Source organism: Pseudomonas sp. Snoq117.2 (assembly GCF_900110545.1).
Lineage (GTDB): Bacteria > Pseudomonadota > Gammaproteobacteria > Pseudomonadales > Pseudomonadaceae > Chryseomonas > Chryseomonas benzopyrenica.
This window is the reverse complement of record NZ_FOED01000008.1, coordinates 107,665-130,904: the sequence shown is the minus strand read 5'-3', so window position 1 is coordinate 130,904 and position 23,240 is coordinate 107,665. Positions and strand designations below refer to the sequence as shown.

The 23,240-nt window shown below is 66.4% G+C and carries 21 protein-coding genes and 1 pseudogene; 17 read left to right on the top strand and 5 right to left on the bottom strand.

The features are described 5' to 3' along the window. Window positions 1-50 precede the first annotated feature (50 nt). The gene (locus BMZ43_RS19150) at window positions 51-1,283 is read right to left on the bottom strand and encodes an MFS transporter (RefSeq protein WP_064308781.1); all 1,233 of its coding nucleotides are present in this window, start codon (window positions 1,281-1,283) and stop codon (window positions 51-53) included. Between the two features lie 178 nt (window positions 1,284-1,461). Here BMZ43_RS19150 and BMZ43_RS19145 point away from each other — a divergent pair, with 178 nt between their 5' ends. Together BMZ43_RS19145 and BMZ43_RS19140 are read left to right on the top strand one after the other, a co-directional pair. Then, window positions 1,462-1,914, top strand: coding sequence for a MarR family winged helix-turn-helix transcriptional regulator (locus BMZ43_RS19145; RefSeq protein ID WP_017639929.1), 453 nt, complete (start codon window positions 1,462-1,464; stop codon window positions 1,912-1,914). Window positions 1,915-1,964: 50 nt separating this feature from the next. Beyond that, window positions 1,965-2,228 carry a hypothetical protein gene (locus BMZ43_RS19140; RefSeq protein ID WP_017639928.1) on the top strand — a complete coding sequence of 88 codons (264 nt, stop codon included), beginning with the start codon at window positions 1,965-1,967 and terminating at the stop codon, window positions 2,226-2,228. Here BMZ43_RS19140 and BMZ43_RS19135 read toward each other — a convergent pair. Beyond that, the gene (locus tag BMZ43_RS19135) at window positions 2,225-3,415 is read right to left on the bottom strand and encodes an MFS transporter (RefSeq protein WP_064308780.1); all 1,191 of its coding nucleotides are present in this window, start codon (window positions 3,413-3,415) and stop codon (window positions 2,225-2,227) included. The genes BMZ43_RS19140 and BMZ43_RS19135 overlap by 4 nt on opposite strands. Window positions 3,416-3,574: 159 nt before the next feature. Here BMZ43_RS19135 and BMZ43_RS19130 point away from each other — a divergent pair, with 159 nt between their 5' ends. After that, window positions 3,575-5,245 carry a methyl-accepting chemotaxis protein gene (locus BMZ43_RS19130; RefSeq protein WP_064308779.1) on the top strand — a complete coding sequence of 557 codons (1,671 nt, stop codon included), beginning with the start codon at window positions 3,575-3,577 and terminating at the stop codon, window positions 5,243-5,245. A gap of 63 nt (window positions 5,246-5,308) precedes the next feature. Here the strand turns inward: BMZ43_RS19130 and BMZ43_RS19125 are convergent, their stop codons facing one another. Continuing rightward, window positions 5,309-6,340 (bottom strand): GGDEF domain-containing protein, encoded by a 1,032-nt coding sequence (locus BMZ43_RS19125; RefSeq protein WP_068384066.1) that lies wholly within the window; start codon window positions 6,338-6,340, stop codon window positions 5,309-5,311. 174 nt (window positions 6,341-6,514) lie between these two features. Beyond that, entirely contained in the window at window positions 6,515-7,288 is a 774-nt protein-coding gene (locus tag BMZ43_RS19120; protein WP_064308778.1) for an IclR family transcriptional regulator, read from the bottom strand. A 122-nt stretch (window positions 7,289-7,410) separates the two neighbouring features. Between BMZ43_RS19120 and hmgA the strand changes: the two genes are divergently transcribed. The 11 genes and pseudogenes from hmgA to BMZ43_RS19065 all read left to right on the top strand — a co-directional run bounded on the left by hmgA (window position 7,411) and on the right by BMZ43_RS19065 (window position 18,017). After that, complete coding sequence (hmgA, locus tag BMZ43_RS19115; RefSeq protein WP_068384068.1) at window positions 7,411-8,709, top strand: homogentisate 1,2-dioxygenase; 1,299 nt, start codon at window positions 7,411-7,413, stop codon at window positions 8,707-8,709. After that, entirely contained in the window at window positions 8,706-10,004 is a 1,299-nt protein-coding gene (fahA, locus tag BMZ43_RS19110; protein WP_093255850.1) for a fumarylacetoacetase, read from the top strand. Before hmgA ends, fahA begins: the two co-directional genes overlap by 4 nt. Window positions 10,005-10,148: 144 nt before the next feature. Then, window positions 10,149-10,787: a maleylacetoacetate isomerase gene (gene maiA / locus BMZ43_RS19105; RefSeq protein WP_093255847.1), complete on the top strand. Its 639-nt coding sequence runs from the start codon at window positions 10,149-10,151 to the stop codon at window positions 10,785-10,787. A 136-nt stretch (window positions 10,788-10,923) separates the two neighbouring features. After that, window positions 10,924-12,003 carry a 4-hydroxyphenylpyruvate dioxygenase gene (gene hppD, locus BMZ43_RS19100; protein ID WP_017639920.1) on the top strand — a complete coding sequence of 360 codons (1,080 nt, stop codon included), beginning with the start codon at window positions 10,924-10,926 and terminating at the stop codon, window positions 12,001-12,003. 94 nt (window positions 12,004-12,097) lie between these two features. Then, a complete protein-coding gene (locus BMZ43_RS19095; protein ID WP_093255844.1) occupies window positions 12,098-13,192 on the top strand; it encodes a CdaR family transcriptional regulator in 1,095 nt (364 codons plus the stop codon). 83 nt (window positions 13,193-13,275) lie between these two features. Next, a complete protein-coding gene (locus BMZ43_RS19090; protein ID WP_093255841.1) occupies window positions 13,276-14,412 on the top strand; it encodes a glycerate kinase in 1,137 nt (378 codons plus the stop codon). 80 nt (window positions 14,413-14,492) lie between these two features. Continuing rightward, complete coding sequence (locus BMZ43_RS19085; protein WP_064308772.1) at window positions 14,493-14,897, top strand: hypothetical protein; 405 nt, start codon at window positions 14,493-14,495, stop codon at window positions 14,895-14,897. 57 nt (window positions 14,898-14,954) lie between these two features. Beyond that, window positions 14,955-15,260 (top strand): annotated as a pseudogene (locus BMZ43_RS19080) (ABC transporter permease subunit); the annotation flags it as partial. Between the two features lie 122 nt (window positions 15,261-15,382). Continuing rightward, window positions 15,383-16,420, top strand: coding sequence for an ABC transporter substrate-binding protein (locus tag BMZ43_RS19075; protein ID WP_017639913.1), 1,038 nt, complete (start codon window positions 15,383-15,385; stop codon window positions 16,418-16,420). Beyond that, a complete protein-coding gene (locus BMZ43_RS19070) occupies window positions 16,420-17,241 on the top strand; it encodes an ABC transporter ATP-binding protein (protein ID WP_093255838.1) in 822 nt (273 codons plus the stop codon). The genes BMZ43_RS19075 and BMZ43_RS19070 overlap by 1 nt, the downstream gene beginning before the upstream one ends. Further along, window positions 17,238-18,017: an ABC transporter permease gene (locus BMZ43_RS19065; protein ID WP_093255835.1), complete on the top strand. Its 780-nt coding sequence runs from the start codon at window positions 17,238-17,240 to the stop codon at window positions 18,015-18,017. Before BMZ43_RS19070 ends, BMZ43_RS19065 begins: the two co-directional genes overlap by 4 nt. A gap of 21 nt (window positions 18,018-18,038) precedes the next feature. Here BMZ43_RS19065 and BMZ43_RS19060 read toward each other — a convergent pair whose 3' ends face one another. Continuing rightward, entirely contained in the window at window positions 18,039-18,884 is an 846-nt protein-coding gene (locus BMZ43_RS19060) for a GNAT family N-acetyltransferase (protein WP_093255832.1), read from the bottom strand. 183 nt (window positions 18,885-19,067) lie between these two features. Between BMZ43_RS19060 and BMZ43_RS19055 the strand changes: the two genes are divergently transcribed. The 3 genes from BMZ43_RS19055 to BMZ43_RS19045 all read left to right on the top strand — a co-directional run bounded on the left by BMZ43_RS19055 (window position 19,068) and on the right by BMZ43_RS19045 (window position 22,699). Further along, window positions 19,068-20,543, top strand: coding sequence for an aldehyde dehydrogenase family protein (locus BMZ43_RS19055; protein ID WP_093255830.1), 1,476 nt, complete (start codon window positions 19,068-19,070; stop codon window positions 20,541-20,543). A 164-nt stretch (window positions 20,544-20,707) separates the two neighbouring features. Then, entirely contained in the window at window positions 20,708-21,379 is a 672-nt protein-coding gene (locus tag BMZ43_RS19050) for a haloacid dehalogenase type II (protein ID WP_093255828.1), read from the top strand. A 27-nt stretch (window positions 21,380-21,406) separates the two neighbouring features. Next, window positions 21,407-22,699 carry an NAD(P)/FAD-dependent oxidoreductase gene (locus BMZ43_RS19045; protein WP_093255825.1) on the top strand — a complete coding sequence of 431 codons (1,293 nt, stop codon included), beginning with the start codon at window positions 21,407-21,409 and terminating at the stop codon, window positions 22,697-22,699. Window positions 22,700-23,240 lie beyond the last annotated feature (541 nt).

Genomic DNA, 23,240 nt, shown 5'->3' with positions numbered 1-23,240 from the left:
GGTGGCGCAGCGCTTCGCCACGGGAGCCTTGCGCCCCCGTGGCTTGGGCCTCAGACCGCCTTGCGGCGGGTGGACGGCAGCAGGATGGTGAGGATGCCCAGCAGCGGCATGTAGGAGCACAGCTGGTAAACGTACTCGATGCCGCGATGGTCTGCCAGATTGCCCAGGCCGGCGGCGGCGATGGCGCTGAAGCCGAACATCAGGCCAAAGAATATTCCGGCGATCATGCCGACGTTGCCCGGGACCAGTTCCTGGGCGTAGACCACGATGGCCGAAAAGGCCGAAGCCAGAATGAAGCCGATGATGACGCTGAGCACGCTGGTCCAGAACAGATCGACGTAGGGCAGGGCGAGGGTGAAGGGCGCCGCACCCAGGATCGAGAACCAGATGACGGCCTTGCGACCGATGCGATCGCCGATGGGGCCACCGAAGAAGGTGCCCGCCGCGACTGCACCCAGGAAGAGAAAGAGGTGCAGCTGGGAGCTGGCCACCGAGAGACCGAATCTTTCGATCAGGTAGAAGGTGAAGTAGCTGGTGATGCTGGCCATGTAGATGTACTTGGAGAACACCAGCAAGGCCAGCACGATCAAGGCGAAGGTCACTCGCCCGCGCGACAGGCCGTGGCTGACCGCGGCCGCTTTGCGACCCTTGGCGCTGCGCAGGTGATTGCGATACCAGCGCGATAGCCCGTATTGCACGCCGATGGCGAACAGCGCGAAGAGCGCGAACCAGGCGACGTGGGTCTGGCCGTAGGGGATGACGATGGCTGCGGCCAGCAGCGGGCCGATGGCCGTGCCGGCGTTGCCGCCGACCTGGAAGGTGGATTGCGCCAGACCGAAGCGACCGCCCGACGCCAGGCGCGCCACCCGCGAAGTTTCGGGATGGAAGGTCGAGGAGCCGACACCGATCAGCGCCGACGCAGCCAGGATTGCCGGAAAGCTGCCGACAAAGGCGAGCAGCAGTACGCCAATCAGGGTGCAGACCATGCCAGCCGGCAGCAGATAGGGTTTAGGATGGCGGTCGGTGTGGAAACCGATCCAGGGTTGCAGCAGGGAGGCAGTGATCTGGAAGGCCAGGGTGATCAGACCGATCTGGGTAAACGTCAGACCATAGCTGTCCTTGAGCATCGGATAGATCGATGGCAGTACGGACTGGATCAGGTCGTTGATCAGATGGGCAAGCGCACAGGAGGCCAAGATTCCTGCTACCAGCGGCGAAGCGCCTGCGGCAACGGCGGTTGGAGTTTCGCCAGCGGTGGCTGGCGTGGCAGGGGAAACGGCCATGCAGGTATTACCCTTATTATTTATGTCCAGCCGCTCACTGTGGCATCCTGTGGCATCGGAATCCAGTGCCAGTTACCGGATGTTTCCGGCAACCGACCCCTTATCATCTGGGCTATTGACCTGGATTGGGATCGATCGCACCTTCCACTCTTTCACGCTTTTTGTAATGGCAAATCCCATGACAGCCAAAGATCCACTGCTCCTCGATCAGCAATTGTGCTTCTCCCTGTATTCGGCTTCGCTGGCGATGACGCAGCTCTACAAGCCCCTGCTGGAGAGCATGGGCCTGACCTTTCCACAATATCTGATCATGCTGGTGCTCTGGGAGCACGACGGCCTCACCCTCAAGGAGCTGTCCAACCGTCTGCGACAGGATTCCGGCGCCCTGACCCCGGTGGTCAAGCGTCTCGAAGCGGGCGGACTGGTCACGCGCCGCCGCAGCGCGGAAGACGAGCGCAATCTGTCGATCGAACTGACGCCTGCAGGTCGCACGCTGCGGGAGCAGGCCAATGGCGTAAACGGCCGGGTTCGGGAAGTGTGCGCGCTGGGCGACGCCGGATTGGATGACTTGCGCGAGACGCTGGTGATGCTGCGCAATCGACTGGACGAGGAAGGCAATCCGACTTCCTGAACCAACCGGGGACACACGGTTCCCATGGCTACAGCCGCCGGGGAATTCGCATGACCTTCACCTACCAGCCCGATCAAGATTACCTGCTCGTGGACCTCACCAGCGGTCGCACTGCGGGCAAGTTGCTGCAGGGCGAGCTGCACATCGCCAAGAGCTGCCAGGAAGAGGATCCCCGGACCTATGCGCAGCTGCTCGACGAAACGCTGCGCAGCACCCTGGGCGACGAGGTCGGCCAACGCGAGGGGGATATCCTTACCCTGCGTCGTACCGGTATCAAACTGCGCCTGGTCCCTCTGGAAATCGCCTGTGACTAGGCGGCGCCACGGCCAAGGAGCGTTCTGAACAACCAGGCGACCAGCGCCACGTTGATCAGCGCCAGCAGGCAGAGCAATCCCAGCACTGCCTGCGGACCCTGGTGCTCCAGCACATAACCGCAAAGCAGGGGCGTGGCCGCCTGGCCCAAGAGCGCCGGGCGCGCCATGCGTCCCAGGACCGTGGCGTATTCGGCTGGACTCCAGAGCGCCAGGGGCAGGGCGCCACGAATGATCGCCCTGAGGCCATTGCCCGCGCCAAAGATCACCAGACCCACCACCGTCACCCAGACGAGGCTCGGCCCCAGGGTCACCAGCAGCAGACCGACTGCCGTGCAGATCACCGAGGCGAGGGCCGTCCACAGGGGGTGGCCATTGCGATTGAGCAGGTCGATGATCCGCGAGGCCACCTGGCTCGGCCCCAGGCAGGCGCTCAGGGCCACCGCGCTCGCCAGGCTGTAGCCAAGGCCCTGCAGCAGGGTGATCAGCTGGATGGAAATGGCCGTCATCAGCACGGCGCCCAGGGTGAAGAGCGCCGTGAGCACGGTATAGAGCAGACGGTTTACTGCTACCTCCGGCGCCACCTGACTTGGCCGTGGTGCCTGGGCGGCGAGGGCTGGCGCGGGCAGGGCGCGCCGGTACAGCGGCCAGATCGTCAGCAAGAGAACGGCCGCATAGGCCAGGCAGGCACCGCGCCAGCCGAGGTGACTGACCATGAAGGCCGCGATGGGCCAGGTGATGGCGGTACAGAAGCCGGATACCAGGGTGATGCCGCTGATCGCCGAGCGAGCCTGGGCGCCGTAGCAGGTACCCAGGGTGGCGAACAGTGCATCGTAGAGACCGGCGGCCATGCCGATGCCCATCACCACCCAGGCCAGCAGGAACACCGGCAGATGTTGGGCGCAGGCCATCAGCGTCAGGCCGGCGGCAACGCCCAGTCCGCTCAGCGACAGCAGCGTGCGGCCACCCTGGCGGGCGATCAGGCGTCCGCAAGCGGGTGCCAGCAACCCGGACACCAGGACCCCGAGCGAGAGCCCCCCATAGACCCATTGGCGAGACCAGCCGGTCTCCTGAACCACCGGATCGGCGAGCACGGCCAGAATGAAGAAGGAACCACCCCAGACGAGGATCTGAGCGACGCCGAGCAGCAGGATGTGGGACGTGGAGGCCTTGGCGGAAACGACGGACATGGCGGACTGCACCGACCGGAAAGGAGGAGGCGGACCTTAGCGGCGACCCTTCTTCACCGCAATCGTCTGATTTGTTTTTTGGCGCCAGTATTTTGCAATCAATCCGACATCTCCCTTGCCTAGACTGCTGACTCGAACGTCTTTTTGCAGTGACCTTCCATGCGCCGTATCCTCGCTCCATTTCGTCGTCTGTCGCGTCGTTCCTGGCTGAGAGCCTTAAAGACCGGTCCGCGGATGCTGTGTTCCTTTACCTTCGCCGCCGTCCTGCTCGCCGGGCTGGGCAGCTTTTCGCTATGGGAAATGCAGCAGTTGCGTCGTCAGGCCCTGAGCATGGAACAGGACTGGTTGCCGAGCATCGCCATCGCCGATTCCCTGGCGATCAACCTCGGCAAGTTGCGCAACCAGGCCTCGGTGGTCCTGCTCAACGCCGAAGACCCGGGCGCCGTGGCCATGAGCCGAGTGACCCTGGAGCAGCTGGTCAACGAGACCGACCAACTGTTCCGCGACTATGAGCCGGTCATTACCGATGCGACCGAGCGGGATTCGGTCAAGGCCCTGCACGAGGCCTACCTGCCTTTCGTGGAAGGACTGCGCGAGGAGGTGCGTTTGATCGAGCAGCAGCAGCTTCCGGCCGCGCGGATGCAGCTGGATACCGTGGTTGGCCTCAAGGGCGACCTGATGGACATGCAGGTGCAGCTCCTGCGCGAATTGAACAAGCAAGGCGCCGCCCAGGCCAAGGAGGTGGCCAATGCCCAGTTCCTTCAGGCCCGCGCCATCGTCTGGTCGGTCATTGGCGGCGCCATTCTCCTCTTGCTGCTGCTGGCCTGGCGGCTGACCCGGAGCGTGGTGCAGCCGCTGCGGCAGGCACTGGACATCTCCGCCGGCATCGCCGCGGGTGACCTGCGGCAGCAGATCCAGCCACAAGGACGCGACGAGGCGGCCATGTTGCTGCTGGCACTGGAGCGCATGCAAGGCAATCTGCGCGAGGTGCTGGCCCATACCGGCAATGCCTCCGAGCAGTTGGCCTCGGCCTCGACCCAGATGAGCGCGGTAATGGATGAGAGCAGCCGCAACCTGGAGCAGCAGACGACCGATATCCAGCACGCGGCGGATGCGGTCAATCTGCTCAATCAGGCGGTGCAGTCGGTGTGCGAGCACGCCACATCCACCTCCGCCGAATCGCGTCGCTGCGTCGATCAGGCCAAGCAGGGGCAGGCGCAGGTGCAGCAGACGCTGGTCGCCATCACTCAATTGGTGGGTAACGTGGATGAAGCCGCTACCCAGGCCGATCACCTGGCCGAGCAGTCCAAGGGCATCAGCAAGATGCTCGACGTCATCCGCAACGTGGCCGAGCAGACCAACCTGCTGGCGCTCAATGCCGCCATCGAGGCCGCCCGTGCGGGTGATGCCGGGCGGGGCTTCGCCGTGGTGGCCGACGAGGTGCGTGGCCTGGCGCGGCGTACCGGCGAGTCCACCCGGGAGATCGAGGGCCTGATCGACGGTGTGCAGCAGGTCAGCGAGAAGACCGTGGTCGCCCTCGACCAGAGCCGGATCCAGGCCAGCCACACCCGCGAGCAGGCGCAGGCGACCTGGCAGGTGCTGGAGGGCATCACCCAGGCCATCACCGCCATTGGCCAGCGCAACGACGCCATCGCCGCGGCCACCGAAGAGCAGACCGCCACCACCGCGGCGGTCGATCGCAATCTGACGCTGATCCGCGATGCGGCGACCCAGACGTCCGCCGGCGCTCAGCAGACCAGCGCCAGCAGCCAGCAACTTTCCGCCCTGGCTGCCGATCTGCACACTGCCTTGCAGCGCTTCGTGGTCTAGGTTCTGTACGAAACGTCGCCGAGCGCAGGCACTTCTCGTACTAAGCCTAGGGCGAGCCCGAATTCAGGCCGCCAGCATCACCCGGTCGCGGCCTTCCTGCTTGCCACGGTAGAGCGCCTGGTCGGCGCGCTCCAGGGCGCTGGCGAAGGCTTCGCAGTCGCGGATCTCGCACACGGCCAGGGTCGCCGTGACGCGCGCGGGACCGCGCTCCAGGGACTGGGTCACCTCGCTCAGTCGCTGGCGGATCCGCTCCGCCACGCCCCAGGCCACCTCGCTCTGGGCCTTGGGCAGCAGTACCAGGAATTCCTCGCCACCCCAGCGCGCGGCCAGATCCGACTGGCGAACCTCACAGCGGATGACGTCGGCGATGCGTTGCAGCACCAGGTCGCCACAGTCGTGGCCGAAGCGATCGTTGATGTGCTTGAAGTGATCGACGTCGAAGAGGATGAGGCTGCCACTCACGCCGCTGCGCTTCTCGGCCTGGTCGAGAATGCGCCGCCGGTTGTAGAGATTGGTGAGGCTGTCGTGGCTGGCGGAATGCAGCAGGTCCAATTGCATCTTCGTGCTGTGATGAAAGGAGGCACCGGTGCCGTAGAGCAGCAACAACAGGGCACTGATGATGTTGAGGGTGCCGAACAGCTTCATCGTCAGCGGGGCGAGGGTCGCCGGTGTGTGCAGCAGATAGCCACCCGCCAGGGTCACCAGAATGCCGATGACCAGCAGCAGATGCCGCAGAGGGGCGGTGCGGTAGTTGTAGATGACGATGGGCAGGATGCACAGCACGTAGTAATGAAAATTACTGTCCCAGCCGAGTTGCCAGGTGGCGATCCAGGCGTGGGCGACGATCTCGCAGCTCATCGTCAGGCTGGCGATGCGATAGCGACGCTGGCGCAGGGCGATCAGGCAGCCCACATAGGCCGCTACGCTGATCACGTTGGTCCAGGCCATCAGCATCTGGTCGAGCAGGACGAAAATGACCAGTAACGCTACATGAATCACCATGGCCGCCTGGACCACGGGCTTGGCGACTTGCCAGAATTTGTCCAGGGAGTCGTTGAGAGCCTGGTTGCGATCGCGGTAGGAAAGAGCACTCATGAAGGGGTCACCATAAAGCAGTGCGCCAATAATAAACGCGCTAACAGTAAGCTTAATGGCAAACGGCCATTCTGGGTCATCCTTTAGCCGAATGGAGTATAGAAAGGATCAGGCGGAGCGTCGCGCCCGCTGGCGGCGCTTAACGCAGGGTCCGGTTGGTTGAGATTGTCTGTCTTATCCGCCCAGACGCCTGCTGATGGCCTGGGCAGCGGCGTGGAGGCGGAGCGCGGCAGGACCTTCCACCTCGGCCTTGAAGCCTGGTGCGGCCCCGACCACGGTCAGCACCCCAGCCAGCCGGCGACCGGTACCCAGCAAGGGCGCGGAGAGCGCATTGACGCCGGCCATCAGCAGGCCGTGTACCGGTTGGATTAGGATTTCCCGCAGCTGGCGTGCGGTTTCTTCCAGCGTTGCTGCAGCGGGCGCATCCGGTTGGCGCAGCTCCTCTTCACGCAACGCCGCGGTCTCGGCATCTGGCAGGAAGGTGTTGAACACCAGGCCGGTGGAGGAGCCCAGCAACGGCAGCACCGAGCCAACCTGGGTCACCAGGGTGACGGCGCGCACCGCCTGCTCCACCAGCACCACGGTCGGCCCCTTGTTACCCCAGACCGCCAGAAAGCAGGTTTCGCCCACCTCATCGCGCAGCTCGGCCAGTACCGGGGCCGCCAGCTTCACCACATCCAGGCGACCCAAGGCCGCCAGACCGACGAAAAGCGCCGCCTGGCCAAGGCCGTAATGGTTGGTGCGCGGATCCTGTTCGGCGAAACCGCTGGCGATCAGGGCCTGCAGATAGCGGTGCACCTTGCTGGCGGGCATGTCCAGGTGGCTGGCCAAGCGTGACAAGGAGGTAGCGGGTGCCAGCTCGGCGAGGGCCTTGAGGATGTCGGTACCGACCTCGGCTGCCTGCACCTTCTGCCGCCGTGGGGGAACTTCTTCTGGGATGTTCGTCATCTGCTCGATCGCATGGGGAAAGGCAGCGTTATAGCTTGACGCTCCCCCGGGTTCAATTTACTTTTTGCGTAAACCTATTACGCATAATGGGTGCTCAGGTGAACAGACAAGAACAAGCAGCCATGCCCGTGACCTATCAGTCCGGCTTCGGCAATCACTTCAGTACCGAAGCGCTGCCGGGCGCGTTGCCGATCGGGCAGAATTCGCCGCAAAGGGCGCCCTTCGGGCTCTATGCCGAGCAACTGTCCGGGACGGCCTTCACCGTGCCGCGCCACGAGGCGCGGCGCTCCTGGCTGTATCGACTCAGGCCATCGGCCGCTCACGGCCGTTTTCAGCGCAGCGTCGTCCAGTTGACCGGCGCCGAGCTGGGTGGCCCAACGCCCAATCGCCTGCGCTGGAATCCCTTGCCGCTCCCGGAAGCCCCCACCGATTTCCTCGCCGGGCTGGAGCGGATCGTCGCTACTGCCGAGGGCGACCAGGCCGAGGGCGTCAGCCTCTATCGCTATGCCGCCAACGCCAGCATGACCGGGGTGTTCTACGACGCCGATGGCGAATTGCTGATCGTGCCCGAGTGGGGCCGTCTCGATCTGCTCACCGAGCTGGGGTTGCTGCGTATCGAGCCCTTGGAGATGGCGGTGATCCCGCGCGGAATGAAATTCCGGGTGGAGCTGGTGGAGGGCGAAGCGGTCCGCGGTTATGTCTGCGAGAACCACGGTCGCTCCCTGCGCCTGCCGGAGTTGGGTCCCATCGGCAGCAACGGCTTGGCCAATCCGCGGGACTTCCAGGCGCCCGTGGCCCGCTTCGAGGAGGTCACGGCGCCGACCCGGTTGGTGCAGAAATTTCTCGGCGAGCTATGGGAAACCGAGTTGGATCACTCGCCTTTGGACGTGGTCGCCTGGCATGGCAACCACGTGCCCTACAAATACGACCTGCGCCGCTTCAATACCCTGGGCACGGTCAGTTTCGATCATCCGGATCCGTCCATCTTTACCGTACTGACCGCGCCCGGCGCCATCGAGGGCATGGCCAACATCGATTTCGTGATCTTTCCGCCACGCTGGATGGTGGCGGAAAACACCTTCCGCCCGCCCTGGTTCCACCGCAACCTGATGAACGAATTCATGGGGCTGATCCAGGGCGCCTACGACGCCAAGGCCGATGGCTTCGCGCCGGGTGGCGCCTCCCTGCATGGCTGCATGAGCGCCCATGGGCCGGACCACGTCTCCACCCAGAACGCCATCGCCGCCGACCTGCAGCCGCACAAGATCGAGAACACCATGGCCTTCATGTTCGAGACCGGTCGCGTCCTGCGGCCGACCCGTCACGCGCTGGCGTCGCCGCTGCTGCAGCCTGACTACGACGCCTGCTGGGCAGGCCTCGCCAAGACCTTTGTCGCGCCCAACGCGGGAGAACCGGCATGACCCACGAATTGCACAGCTGGGTGGCCTCGGCCAACGGCCATCCGGATTTTTCCCTGCACAACCTGCCCCTGGGCGTATTCAGTCGTGGCGAGGAGACGCCCCGCGGGGGCGTGGCCGTGGGTGATTTCATCCTCGATCTCGGTTTCGCCCTCGAAGCCGGCCTGTTCCAGGGCGAGGCCCAGCGCGCCGCCGAGCTGGCCGGCCAGACGACACTGAATGCCTTCTTCGCCGCCGGTACGCAAGCGCGGGTCGCCCTACGCCAGGCCGTGCAGGCGCTGCTGCGCGCCGATCACCCGCAACGCGAGCACCTGCAGGAATTGGGCGAACACCTGCTGGTGCCCCAGGGTGCCTGCCGGATGTACCTGCCCGCGCGGGTCGGCGACTACACCGATTTCTATGTGGGTATTCACCACGCCACCCAGATCGGCCGGCTGTTCCGCCCGGACAATCCGCTGCTGCCCAACTACAAGCACGTGCCCATCGCCTATCACGGTCGCGCCTCGACGCTCGGGGTTTCCGGCGAGGCCTTCAAGCGGCCCAAGGGCCAGACGCTGCCACCCGGGCAGGACGTACCGGTCTTCGGACCCTGCCGCCGGCTGGACTACGAACTGGAGCTGGGCATCTGGATCGGGCCGGGCAATGCCCAGGGCGAGCCCATCGCCATTGGCGACGCGGCAGCGCATATCGCTGGCTTCTGCCTGCTCAACGACTGGTCGGCGCGGGATATCCAGGCCTGGGAATACCAGCCGCTGGGGCCCTTTCTGTCGAAGAGCTTCGCCAGCACCCTGTCGCCCTGGGTGGTCACGGCGGAAGCCCTGGCACCCTATCGCCGGGCGCAACCGGCGCGGCCCGAGGACGATCCCCAGCCGTTGCCCTATCTGTTCGACGAGCACGACCAGGCCCAGGGCGCCCTGGATATCGAGCTGGAGGTGCTGCTGCGTACCCCACGCATGGAGGCGCAGGGGCTGCCCGCCCAGCGAATCGCCCTGAGCACCGCCCTGAACATGTACTGGACGGTGGCGCAGATGGTGACCCATCACACGGTCAACGGCTGCGCCCTCAAGCCGGGCGACTTCTTTGGGTCGGGCACCCTGTCCGGTCCGGATGCCGATAGCTGCGGCAGCCTGCTGGAACTCACCCAGGGCGGCAAGCAGCCGCTACAGCTGCCCGGTGGTGAGACCCGTACCTTTCTCGAGGACGGCGACGAGGTCATCTTCAGGGCCCGCTGCCAGACGCCTGGATTGCCCGGCATCGGCTTCGGCGAGTGCCGCGGACGGGTGCTGCCGGCAGGCTAGGGAAGGGCGGGCTTGGACGCGTTCAGCAGGGATGGCTCCTGACCTGAGTGCCGTTGACAAGCCCGCCGGACACGCGCAGATTCCTTCCAACGTAACTGACTTACGCATAATAAGAAGCCCACCGGCGACCGCAGGACAGCCCTGATGGACCTCTATACCTACTACCGCTCGACTTCGTCCTACCGGGTGCGTCTTGCCCTGGCGCTGAAGGGGCTGGACTGGCGCGCCGTACCGGTCAATCTGCTGGACGGCGAGCAGCGCCAGCCGGCCTACCGGGCGCTCAACCCACAGGGCCGGGTGCCCAGCCTGCGCCTCGACAGCGGTGAGGTACTGATCCAGTCACCCGCCATCCTCGAATACCTGGAAGAACGCTATCCGGCAGTGCCGCTGTTGCCAGCCGAGCCACTGCTGCGTGCTCGTCATCGCGGCATCGCCGCGCTGATCGGCTGCGATATCCATCCGCTGCACAATGCCGCGGTGCTCAACCGCCTGCGCGGTCTGGGCCTGGACGAGCCGGCCATCCTCGACTGGATTTCGCACTGGATAGGTGAAGGTCTGGCCGCGGTGGAGGCGCAGGTCGGTGATAGCGGATTCTGTTTCGGCGAACGGGGGCTGGCGGACGTCTATCTGCTGCCTCAGCTCTATGCCGCGCGGCGTTTCCAGGTGGACCTGTCGGTCTACCCGCGCCTGCTGCGCGTGGAGAGCCTGGCCGCAGCTGACCCCGCCTTTCAACAAGCCCACCCCGCGCTGCAAGCGGATAGCCCGGAGCGGGTGACCTCGTGAAGTTCCTCGGTTGCCAGCTCCTGCTCGGTGACTTCCTGGCCCGCAGCGTACGCGGGATTTCCTGCGCGCCACCCTTGACGACACGCTGACCCGCGTCATCGACAACGTTCGCACGTCACCCGTCAAGGAGCCAATCATGGCCGATCTGTTTGAAAATCCCATGGGCCTCATGGGCTTCGAGTTCATCGAATTCGCCTCGCCCACTCCCAATGTCATCGAGCCGGTACTGGAGAGTCTTGGCTTCAGCCACGTCGCCAACCACCGATCCAAGGATGTGGTGCTGTTCCGCCAGGGCGACATCAATGCCATCGTCAATCGCGAGAAGACCGGCCATGCGGCCTATTTCGCCGTGGAGCACGGCCCGTCCGTGTGCGGCATGGCCTTTCGCTGCCGCGACTCCCACCACGCCTATGCCAAGGCGTTGGAGCTGGGCGCCCAGGCGGTGGACATGCCCACCGGGCCGATGGAATTGCGCCTGCCGGCGATCAAGGGCATCGGCGGCGCGCCCCTGTATCTCATCGATCGCTTCGAGGAGGGCAGCTCCATCTACGACATCGACTTCGTCTTTCTGGAGGGGGTGGAGCGCAAGCCCTTCGGCGCCGGGCTCAAGGTGATCGACCACCTGACCCATAACGTGTATCGCGGGCGCATGGCCTACTGGGCCGACTTCTACGAGCGACTGTTCAACTTCCGCGAGTTGCGCTACTTCGACATCAAGGGCGAATACACCGGCCTCACCTCCAAGGCCATGACCGCGCCGGATGGTCTGGTGCGCATCCCGCTCAACGAGGAATCCTCCCGCGGCGCCGGGCAGATCGAGGAATTCCTCATGCAGTTCAACGGCGAGGGCATCCAGCACGTGGCCTTTCTCACCGATGACCTGATCGCCACCTGGGATCGCCTCAAGGCCTATGGCACCCGCTTCATGACCGCGCCGCCGGAGACCTACTACGAGATGCTCGAAGGTCGCTTGCCGAATCATGGCGAGCCGGTGGACGCGCTGAAATCCCGCGGCATCCTGCTCGATGGCAGTGCCGAGGGCGGCGAGCGCCGGCTGTTGCTGCAGATCTTCTCCCAGACCCTGCTGGGTCCGGTGTTCTTCGAATTCATCCAGCGCAAGGGCGACACCGGTTTCGGCGAGGGCAACTTCAAGGCGCTGTTCGAATCCATCGAGCGCGACCAAGTGCGCCGCGGTGTGCTGAGCACCTCGGAGTAACGGCGCCCGGTCGCCTGGCGGCTTGCCCGGCGGCAGGCGACGCCTCTAAGGTGACGGCGCGTCACGAGGGCGCGCCCCAACTTCAGAGGTGGCCATGGAGCTGAGCCAGACCCTGGCGCAGGAAATCGTCGAACGCGCCATGCGGATCCTGCCCGGCAACGTCAATGTCATGGATACATCCGGGCTGATCATCGGCTCGGGTGATCCGGCGCGGCTGTTCACCCGCCATGCCGGGGCGCGCCAGGTCATCGCCGAAGGCCGCGCGGTGGCGCTGGATGCTACTGCCGCCGCCCGGCTGGCGGGTGCCCAGCCCGGTATCAACCTGCCGCTGTATCGCCAGGGCGAGCTGGTCGGCGTTCTCGGCGTGACCGGGGAAGACGCCGAGCAGCTGCGGCTGCCCGCCGAACTCCTGCGCCTGACCGCGGAAATGCTGATCGAACAGGCCACTGGGCAGCCGCCTGCGACTACCTGCATGACCGTACCCTTGTTGCGTCAGTTGCTCGCCCCGGGCGCGGCAGCCGAACTGGGTCGCCACGCCAATCTGCTCGGCCTGCAGCCGGCGCTGCCACGAGACGTGCTACTGCTGGAGTTCACCGCGCCAGCACCGGGTTTTGGCAACTGGGCGCAGCAGCGGGTAACCCACAGTTGGTGCCTGCCACGGGAGGAGGGGCAATGGCTCTGGTATCGACCCGGAGCGGAGGCGCCAGAGGCGCTGCTGGAGGAACTGCCGGGGCAGGGCTGGTCATTAGGGCGCAGCGCCTGGATCCCTGCGCCGCGACCCTGGACCGGCCTGGCCGAGACGACCCAGCGGGCCGTGGATCTACTAGCGGTGGCCAGGCGGCTGCGACCTGACCTTGTGCGGGTGGCCCTGGACGACCTGGCCTTGCCCACCTGGCTACAGGGGCAGGCTGAGTGCTTGCCCGCTACCTGGCTGCTGGAGCCGCTGCAGCGCTTGCGCCAAGCCGACCGGGATGGCCAGTTGCTGGCGACCCTGCGCAACTGGTTCGCCCAGGACGCCAGCCCTCAGGCCTGTGCCGAGGCGCTGGGGCTGCATCGCAACGGCCTGCGCCATCGACTCGACCGGATCCAGAGGCTGACCGGGCGGGATCCGCGGCGCTTCACCGAGGCTGCCGAACTCTATTGCGCCCTGCTGATGCTGGATCAGCACTGGGCAAATTCACGATCTTGACCTGTCGATGGTGGGCAATTGTCCTATTGTTGTGCTGAGCGATCCGCGGAACACTCGGCACATAACAACGGAGAATCGGCCCCATGAAGATCGTCATCGCCCCTGATTCCTTCAAGGAAAGCCTGTCCGCCGCCGGGGTCGCCCGTGCCCTGGCCCGCGGCCTGCGCCACGCGCTACCGGAGGCCGAACTCATCGAATGCCCGCTGGGCGATGGCGGTGAGGGCACCCTGGATGCCGTGCTGGCCGCGACCGGTGGCGAGGTGCGCCAGACGCAGGTGACCGGTCCCCTCGGCGAGCCCGTGACCGCCCGCTGGGGTTGGCTGGCCGAGCAGCGCACCGCCTTCGTCGAGATGGCCAGCGCCAGCGGTCTGGAACTGGTGCCCAAGGCACGTCGCGATGTGCGGGTGGCCACTTCGCGGGGCACGGGCGAACTCCTGCACGCCGCGCTGGACGCCGGCGCCGAGCGCCTGGTGCTGGCCATCGGCGGCAGCGCCACCAACGACGGCGGCGCGGGCCTGCTCCAGGCTCTGGGGGTACGGCTGCTGGATCAGCGGGACCAGGCGCTGGCGCCGGGCGGTGCGGCCCTGGCCAACCTGGCTCGCCTTGACGTGAGCCAGCTGCATCCACGCCTGGCGGAGGTGGAGGTGGTCATCGCCGCCGACGTCGACAATCCCCTCTGCGGTCCCCAGGGCGCCAGCCACATCTTCGGACCGCAAAAGGGCGCCTCGCCCGATCAGGTGCTGGAGCTCGATGGCGCACTGGCGCATTTCGCCACGGTCACCGCCGCGACCCTGGGCCGCGATGTCCGCGAGCAACCCGGTGCCGGCGCTGCCGGAGGGGTGGGTTTCGCGGCGCTGGCCTTTCTCCAGGCGACCTTCCGCCCCGGCATCGAGGTGGTGGCGGAGTTGGTGGGTCTGGAGCACGCGCTGATGGGCGCCGACCTGGCGCTGACCGGGGAAGGGCGGCTGGACGGCCAGACCCTGAGAGGCAAGACCCCAGCGGGCGTGCTGCGCCTGGCCAGGCGTCACGGCGTGCCGGTGGTGGCGGTGGCCGGCTCCCTGGGCGAGGGGTACGACGCCCTCTATGAACAGGGCCTCGCCGCCGCCTTCAGCCTGGTGCCGGGACCGCTCAGCCTGGAAGAAGCCTTGGCCCAGGCCGAGGTGCTGCTGGAACGCACCGCGCGCGATATAGGTCGGCTCTGGCGGACGGCAAAAGGCTGAAGCCAGAGCCTTCGTTCATGGCTGGCAGGGTGGCGGGATTTGCCTCATGCTGGGCGTCCCGCTCTCGACCGACTGCCGCGATGACCCCGACTGCGATCCTGCGTACCGGCCTGCTGTCTCTGGCGCTGTTGCTACCGTTGTCCTCCGCCCAGGCGGCCATTCCCAGTCTCAAGCCGGCCAACACCTGCGTGCGCAGCGCCTTCGTGCTGCGCTGCCAGGACGGGCAGGGCGGCTGGTACGGGGTGGCGGTGCAGGGCAACGATACCCTGATGCGCGGCTACGATCCGGTCTCGGGCCTCTCCTGGTCCCAGACCAGCACCCGCCTGGGGCGGCTGCAGTTCTTCAGCGGCCTGACCAGCGACGGCAACCTCTGGCTGGGTCGTACCCGCCAGCTGGGCTGGAACGTCATCAGCCGCTTCTCCACCTCCCAGGGCGACCGCGCCCGCACCAGCTGCAATCGCGTGGCAGGGTGCGAGTGGCGCTAGCAGGAGGGCTGCGCTTGAGGGGCGCCCGTCACTTGCGTGTGTCCCGCTTGCGGCGTCATTGCCCACAGCCTGAGCGCTACCCGCTGGGAAATCCTGCGGCGGGTAATCCTGCCCGGCGTGCTGGGCCAGGTGCTGACCGGCGTGCGCCTGGCCATCGGCATCCTCTCGATCGTCCTGGTGCCCTGCGAGATGCCCGGCGTCAGCGCCGGTCTGGGCTACTACATCCTCGACACCCACGACCGCCTGGCCTATGGCGAGCTGATGGCCCTGGTGCTGCTGATCGGCCTGCCTGGACGTGCTGGCGCGCCAGCTGCACCAGCGCTTCCTACCTGGGCGATAGCGGAAAGAATATGGTTAGAGTGAAAGATTATGGGGTCTAACCATTCGATCTATTCATAAAGAATCTGGGTCTTTGGAGTCGTCCGCCACCCTGGGGCAGCATGCCTAGCCGTTCGTACGAGCTGCCAACCAGGACAGGAGCCCCAATGGATCTCGAGCCACTCAACCGACGCCGCTTCATTCGACAGCTAACCACCGTAACCGCCCTGGGTGCCCTGGGTACCAGCCTGTTCGGCTGCGACGACAAACCCGGTACCCAGGCCGGCGCACCGGCAGTGATCGGCCAGCGCTCGGATCAGGTGGTCCCGTTCCGCTACCCCGACAACCCTACCTTCGATCTGGTCTACGTCGCCGACTCCCTGGGCTACTTCGAGGGTACCCGGGTGCGTCCCCAATACGTCGGCAAGGTCGCCGCGCCGCAGATCATCCCGCTGGTCGGCACCGGTGAGCTGGACCTGGGCACGCGCATGGTGCCGCTGGTGATCTCCGCCATCGCCAGCGGCCTCGACCTCAAGGTGGTGGCCGCCGGGGGCAAGACGTTGCAGGAAGCGCCGCACATGAAGTACTTCGTGCGCGACGACTCGGGTATTCGCACGCCCAAGGACCTCGAGGGCAAGACGGTGGGCTTCAACAGCTTCGGCGCCTGCGCCGAGTTCGTCACCAAGAAATACCTGCGCCAGCAAGGCGTGGACGTCGATCGCATCAAATGGGTGGTGGTCCCGGACGTCCAGGCCGAACAGACGCTCGCCACCGGCAACATCGATCTGGCGATCATCCATCCGCCCACCTCCGGCAGCGCCGAGCACAATCCCGCCCTGCGCAAGCTGTGGAGCGATTTCGACCTGGACGAGGGGTTGGGCGGCATGGCGCCCTACAGCGCCCATGGCCGCTTTCTGCGCGACCATCCCGAGGCTGCGCGGGACGTGGTCCAGGCGCTGGCCAAGGCGGCCAACTGGGTCAACGGGCATCCCGACGACGCCCGCAAGATCACCGCCGAGCGCCTGGGCATGAAGCTGGAACTGGTCGAGCGCTTCGCCTACGTCGACGATCTGGTTATCACCGAGCCGCCGATCCAGTACTACATCGACATCCTCGAACACGAAGGCAAGCTCAAGCCCGGCGCGGTGCAGGTCAAGGACGTCTACACCAATGCCTTCAATCCCTTTGTCCGGGGTACCGTCTGATGAGCGCCAAGATCGTCGCCCGGGGCCTGGCGCTGGCCTATGACGGCCTTAGCGAAAGCGGCGCCCAGGAGCGGGTACCGGTGTTGCAGGACTTCGACCTGGAGGTGCGCCAGGGCGAATTCCTGGCGGTGCTGGGGCCTTCCGGCTGCGGCAAGTCCACCTTCCTCAACATTCTCGCCGGTCTGGCGCAGAAGAGCGCGGGTGAGCTGACCATCGACGGCCGACCGTTGCAAGGCATCAATCCGCATCAGGGCGTGGTATTCCAGGGCTATGCGCTGCTGCCGTGGCGCTCGGTGCTGGACAACATCGCCATCGGTCTGGAGATTCGCGGGGTGGGGCGTCGCGAGCGGCTCGCGACGGCGCGGGAGTATCTGGCGCTGGTAGGGCTGGAGGGGCAGGGCGCTCGCTATCCCCACGAACTCTCCGGCGGCATGCGCCAGCGGGTGGCCATCGCCCGCGCCCTGGCCTATGCGCCGGACGTGCTGTTGATGGACGAGCCCTTCGCCGCGCTGGACGCCCAGACCCGCGAGCATCTGCAGGACGAGTTGCTGCGCATCTGGGACGGGCAACGCAAGACCATCGTCTTCATCACCCACAGTCTCGACGAGGCGATCTTCCTCGCCGACCGGGTCGCGGTGATGACGCCCCGCCCGGGGCGGGTCCACCGCTTGCTCGACATCGACCTGCCGCGTCCGCGGGCGGCCGAGGTGCGCAACACCCCGGCCTTCGCGGCCTTGCGCCAACATGCCTGGGAAGCCCTGCGCGGGGCGCCTGCACCCGTGCCGTCAGCGGCACCGCGACGCCAGGAGGTAGGCGCATGAAGCTGATACGCCATTCCCATCGGCTGCTCGACGGCAGCCTCGGCATCCTGCTGTTCCTGGCGCTCTGGGAAGCCTTGCCGCGGCTGGGCCTGGTCAACCCCGGCTACCTGAGTCCGCCCTCGGTGGTGCTGCAGAGCATCCTCGACCTGGCGCGCGATGGCAGCCTGGCGCGGCACCTCGGCGCCAGCCTGCTACGCTCGCTGGCCGGCCTGCTGCTGGCCATAGGCGCAGGGGTGCTCCTGGGCCTGCTGATGGGCTGGTTCATCCGCCTTGAAAGGCTGCTCGATCCGCTGCTGCAGCTGTTCCGCCAGACCAGCGCCCTGGCGCTGTTCCCGGTGTTCATCCTGTTCCTGGGCATCGGCGAGGCCTCGAAGATCGCCATCATCTTCTGGGCGTCCTTCTGGCCGATCCTGCTGAGCACCATCAGCGGCGTGAAGCAGGTGGATGCGCTGCTGGTGAATTCGGCGCTGTCCATGGGGGCCAACCGGCGCTTCCTCTTTCTCAAGGTGGTGCTGCCGGCGGCGGCGCCGTCGATCTTCACCGGCATCCGCCTGGCCGGTGCCTATTCCATCACCGCGCTGGTGGCCGCCGAGATGATCGGCGCCCACTCGGGGCTGGGCTTTCTCACCCTCAACTCCCAGGAGGTGTTCCAGATCCCCAGCATGTACGCCGGCATCCTGCTGCTGGCGGTGGTGGGCCTGGCGCTCAATGCGGTGCTGGCCCTGCTAGAAGCACGGCTGCTGCGCTGGCGGCGTGGCTTGTCGGCGCGTGCTTGAGCCCGGCTCGATTTGCGCGGATCAACCCAGCGCCTGGGTCAGCAGCGCGAACTGATCCAGGCCATCGCGGGATACCGGCGCCTCGCCCCTGGCCATCTGCTCCACCTCGTCGACCTGTGGGATGCCCAGCTCGCTGAGCCAGGGATTGAGGCCGCTACGAGCCGTCACGTCGAAGCGCACATAGCGCCCTTCGGCGTGGCGCAGCAGGGCGAGGATCAGCGCCCTGGCCTGGTCGGCGGATTCGGCGATCACCGGACCGACCGACAACCCGCGACCGTAAGGACGCAACAAGGCGAAGCCGCGCAGCTCGCCGCCGCGTTCGAGGCCGACGATGCGTTCGGCCTGTGGCAGCAGTTCCTGAAGCAAGGTGGTGCGGTCCAGGCCGGTAGCGGCCTGGGCGAGGCGCTGCAGCTGGGGAGCTGCGGCCAGCGTCAGCTCCTGAACCTGGCTTTCCAGCGGGTGGCGCTGGTCGTCCATGGCCGGCAGCGTCGCGACCTGGTGCTGATAGATACGCTCGTAGGAGACGAAGCCCTGGCTGCGATAGAGCGGGGCGCCGCGCAGGGTGGCGACCAGCAACGGCGTGCGGGTGCCGGCCAGTCCGATCAGGCCGTCCATGAGGCGGCGGCCGTGGCCCTGGCCCTGGTGACTGTCGGCGACGATCACCAGGCCGATGGTGGCGTAATCGCCCTGGGGGACGCAGAAGCCGGTCCCGAACACCCCTTGGTCGTCTTCCAGCGCCAGGCCTTCGCCGGCATGGAACAGGCATTGCCAGTCTTCCGGCCGATGGGGCCAGTGCAGCGCCTGGGACAGGCGGTAGGCGGTGGCGAGGTCGGTTTCGCGCAGGGGTCTCAGGGTGGCGTGGGACACGGCAGGGCTCCGGTTCGGGTCTGGCTGATGCAGACGTCAGCCTAGCAAGACGCGACGGCAGATTCGGTTGCCGATGGCCGGGTGCAGCGGCGTGAGGCGCCGAAGGTCCGGGCCAGATCGGCAAAAGATGGCGGTCCGCCGGCCTAGCATGGGGCCAAGCCCACAGCCCTAGCGGAGCGCCCCATGGCCTCGTTCGACCCCAGAGAAGTTGCGGTTCGTTGTGCCCATTTCATCGGGGGGCGCACCTGCGACGCCCGCGCCGAGCTGGAGGTGTTCCGGCCCTCCGATGGCGGCTTCCAGAGCGGGCTGCCGTGCGCCTCGGCGGATCTGGTAGATGAGGTGGTGGAAGGCACCTGGCGCGCCTGGAAGGCCAGTGACTGGGCCAGCCGTCCGCCCCGGGAACGGGCGCGGGTGATGCGCCGCTGGGCCGATCTGGTGGAGGCCGATGGCGCGGTGCTCGGTCCGCTGGAAGCCGTGGGGTCGACCCGTCCGTTGCGCGAGGTGCTGGCCTGGGACATCCCCTATGTGGCCGAGGGTATCCGCTTCTTCGCCGAATTTGCCGACAAGCACGGTGGCGAGGTGGCGGCCACCGCCACCAGTCACCTGGGCCTGCAGATCACCGAGCCCTATGGCGTGGTGGGCGCCATCGCGCCTTGGAATTTTCCGCTGAGCATGGCCGGCTGGAAGATCGCGCCGGCGCTCGCGGCCGGCAATGCGGTGGTGATCAAGCCCTCCGAACTGACGCCATTCTCGATCCTGCGCCTGGCCGAACTGGCCACCCTGGCCGGGCTGCCCGCTGGCATCCTCAGTGTGGTTCAGGGCGATGGCCGGGTGACCGGCGATGCCCTGTGCCGGCATCCGCGCATCGGCAAGGTCACCTTTACCGGCTCCACCGGTACCGGCACCGCCATCATGACCGCCTGCGCCGAGAGCGGCCCCAAGCCGGTGACCCTGGAGCTGGGCGGCAAGAGTCCGCAGCTGGTGTTCGCCGATGCGCCGGATCTGGCACGGACCGCCCGCAGCGTGGCAGCGGCCATCACCGGCAATGCCGGCCAGGTCTGCGTGTCGGGTTCGCGGCTGCTGGTGCAGCGCGCCGCCCTGGAGCCGATGCTGGAAGGCATCCGCGCGGCCTTCGTCAACTTGCGTCCCGGGCCTACCTGGTCGGCAGCAGCGACGCTGTCGCCGATCATTTCCCAGCGCCAGGGCCAACGTATCCAGGACATCGTCACCCGCAGCCAGGCGGCCGGCGCAGAGATCCTGGTTGGCGGCGCCTTGGAGGAGGGGCTGGGCGGCGCCTACTATCAGCCGACGTTGATCACCGGGGTCGGCGCGGACAATCCCGCCGTGGGCGAAGAGATCTTCGGTCCGGTGCTGACCGTGCAGGTGTTCGACGACGAAGCCGAGGCCCTGGCCCTGGCCGATCACCCCACCTATGGCCTGGCCGCCGGGGTGCACACTGCCGACCTCGGCCGAGCGCTGCGCCTGACCCGCGCCCTGGAAGCCGGCACCGTCTGGGTCAATCGCTATGGCCGCAGCCACGACTGGATCATCCCCACCGGTGGCTACAAGCGTTCCGGCATCGGCAAGGACCTGGGTCGCGCCGCCTATGAGGCGACCTTGCGTAGCAAGAGTGTGCTGATCGATCTGGAGCATTCCTGAGAAGGCCGCAAACAATGCTGGCTCCTACCGGTAAAACGGTTTTTTCTATCTCCCACGTCGCCTGAAAGCGGACAACTGTCAGGCCCACCGATGCTGTAATGCGTGCCAGGGACGCCAACAATGTCCCGGCCTTCACTCCCGACCCTCGTCAAAGGACCCTTGCCATGACCGCCTTTCGGCCCAAGTACATCACCTTCGACTGCTACGGTACCCTGACCCGTTTCCGCATGTCCGACATGGCCCGCGAGATGTTCGCCGACCGCATTCCGGCCGCGGCGATGGACCAGTTCTGCAAGGACTTCAACGGCTATCGCTTCGACGAGGTGCTTGGCGCCTGGAAACCCTATTCGGAGGTGCTGTACTCGGCGGTGGAACGTACCTGCAAGCGCTGGGGCATCTCCTTCACCGACGCCGAGGCCAATGCCTACTACGAGGCGGTGCCGAGCTGGGGACCGCATCCGGACGTGACCGCGGGCCTGGCCAAGATCGCCGACAAGATCCCGCTGGTGATCTATTCCAACGCCGCCGACGAGCAGATCATGTCCAACGTCGACAAGCTGGGCGTGCCCTTCCACCGCGTCTTCACCGCCGAGCAGGGCCAGGCCTACAAGCCGCGCCTGCAGGCCTTCGAATACATGCTGGACAACCTCGGCTGCGGTCCGGAAGACGTGCTGCACGTGTCGTCGAGCTTTCGCTACGACCTCATTCCGGCCGACTACATGAACATCAAGAACAAGGTGTTCGTGAATCGCGGCCATGAGCCGAGCACGCCGTTCTACAGCAACACCGAGATCAAGGACATCGGCGGCCTGGCCGCGGTCGTCGGTCTCGAATAACCCCCTGAGCTGCCGGAGCGCCCGCCCATGAGTCTTGGCCCAGCATCGTCCAATTCCTACTGGCTCGCGACCGCGCCGGGCTTTACCGGGGCCACCCCGGGCCCGGTGGCGGGCGAGGTGGATGTCGCCGTCATCGGTGGCGGCTTCACCGGGCTTTCCGCGGCCGTCGCCCTGCGCCGGCGCGGTGCCAGCGTGGCGGTGCTGGAGGCCGGGCGGGTGATCGGCGAAGCCTCCGGGCGCAACGGTGGCCACTGCAACACCGGCGTCGCCCAGGACTACGCGGCCCTACACGCCAGCCTGGGCGCCGAAAAGGCCCGGGCCTTCTACCAGGCCTATGCCGATGCGGTGGCCAGCGTGGAGGCGGTGATCGCCGAGGAGGGCATCGCCTGCGACTTCCACAAGGCCGGCAAGCTCAAGCTGGCGGCCAAGCCGCAGCACTACGACAACCTCGCGCGCACCTGCGAACTGATCCGCCAGGAGGTGGATCCACAGGTCGAACTGCTCAGCGCCGCCCAGGTGCGGGTCGAGGTGGCATCCGACGATTTCCATGGAGGGCTGCTGCAGCACAACGGTGCCCAGATGCATATGGGCCGCTTTGGCGTGGGGCTGGCCGAGGCGGCGGTGCGGCGGGGCGCCCAGGTCTACGAGGGCGCGGCGGTGAGCGATCTGCAGCGCCTGCCCAATGGCAGCTTTCGGGTGATCAGCGCCAAGGGCGAGTTGCGCGCCCGCCAGGTGCTGGTGGCCACGGGCAACGCCAGCGTCGGCCCCTTCCAGTGGTTTCGTCGGCGCATCGCCTCGGTGGGCAGCTTCATCATCGCCACGGCGCCGCTGCCCAAGGCGCAGCTGGACGAACTGCTGCCCAATCGGCGCACCTATGTCACCAGCCGCATCATCGGCAACTATTTCCGCACCACGCCGGATCACCGGCTGATCTTTGGCGGGCGGGCGCGTTTCGCCCTGTCCGATCCGCGCCAGGACGCCAAGAGCGGCGCCGTGTTGCGCGCCGCGCTTGGCCAGCTGTTTCCCAGCCTGGCCCGGACGCCCATCGACTATTGCTGGGGCGGTCTGGTGGACATGACCGCCGACCGCCTGCCTCGCGCCGGCGAGCAGGATGGCATGTTCTATGCCATGGGCTACAGCGGCCACGGGGTGCAGATGTCGGTGCACATGGGCCGGGTGATGGCCGAGGTGCTGGAAGGGCGCAGCCAGGCCAATCCCTGGCGGGTGCTGGACTGGCCGGCTATTTCCGGCCACTTTGGCAAGCCCTGGTTCCTGCCGCTGGTAGGGTTGTATTACCGGGTCCAGGATCGCCTGCACTAGGTTCTGTACGAAAAGTGCCTGCGCTCGGTGATGCTTCGTTGAAAAAGGCCTGGATCGCCAGCCGGTCGGAATGCTCATTTACCGCTCGTAAACTCGAGCGCGAGTCCGATCCGCTTCCTCAGCCTTTTTCGCCTCGCCTGACCTTCGCTCGTCGACTTTTCGTACAGAACCTAGATCCTGAGCAACGAACCGCGCGCCCGGACCTGCCAACCAACCGCAGCGTCAAGGCGGGCGGTTTTTTCGTTTCTGCAGGCCAACGGGCGGTTTGGCATTTTCTCCTGTGCCAGGCAGGTGGGCGGCGTGAAAGCTGCTGCGAGGGTCGGCGTTCGCATCTTGTACCTGGTCGGAAACGCCGCCCCGCTGGCCAGCGAGACGGCTGGCAGCGCGCCAAACCCGCGCATGGGCGGCCCCGCTGCGCTGTGGCGACGCACACCGCAAACAATGCTGAGCGGCTTGGCCAAAACGGTCTTTTCTGTCTCGTCGCCCACCCAATTCGACGGTATTCGACGAGGGGCCGGTGCTGTAATGAACCAGGCCGTGC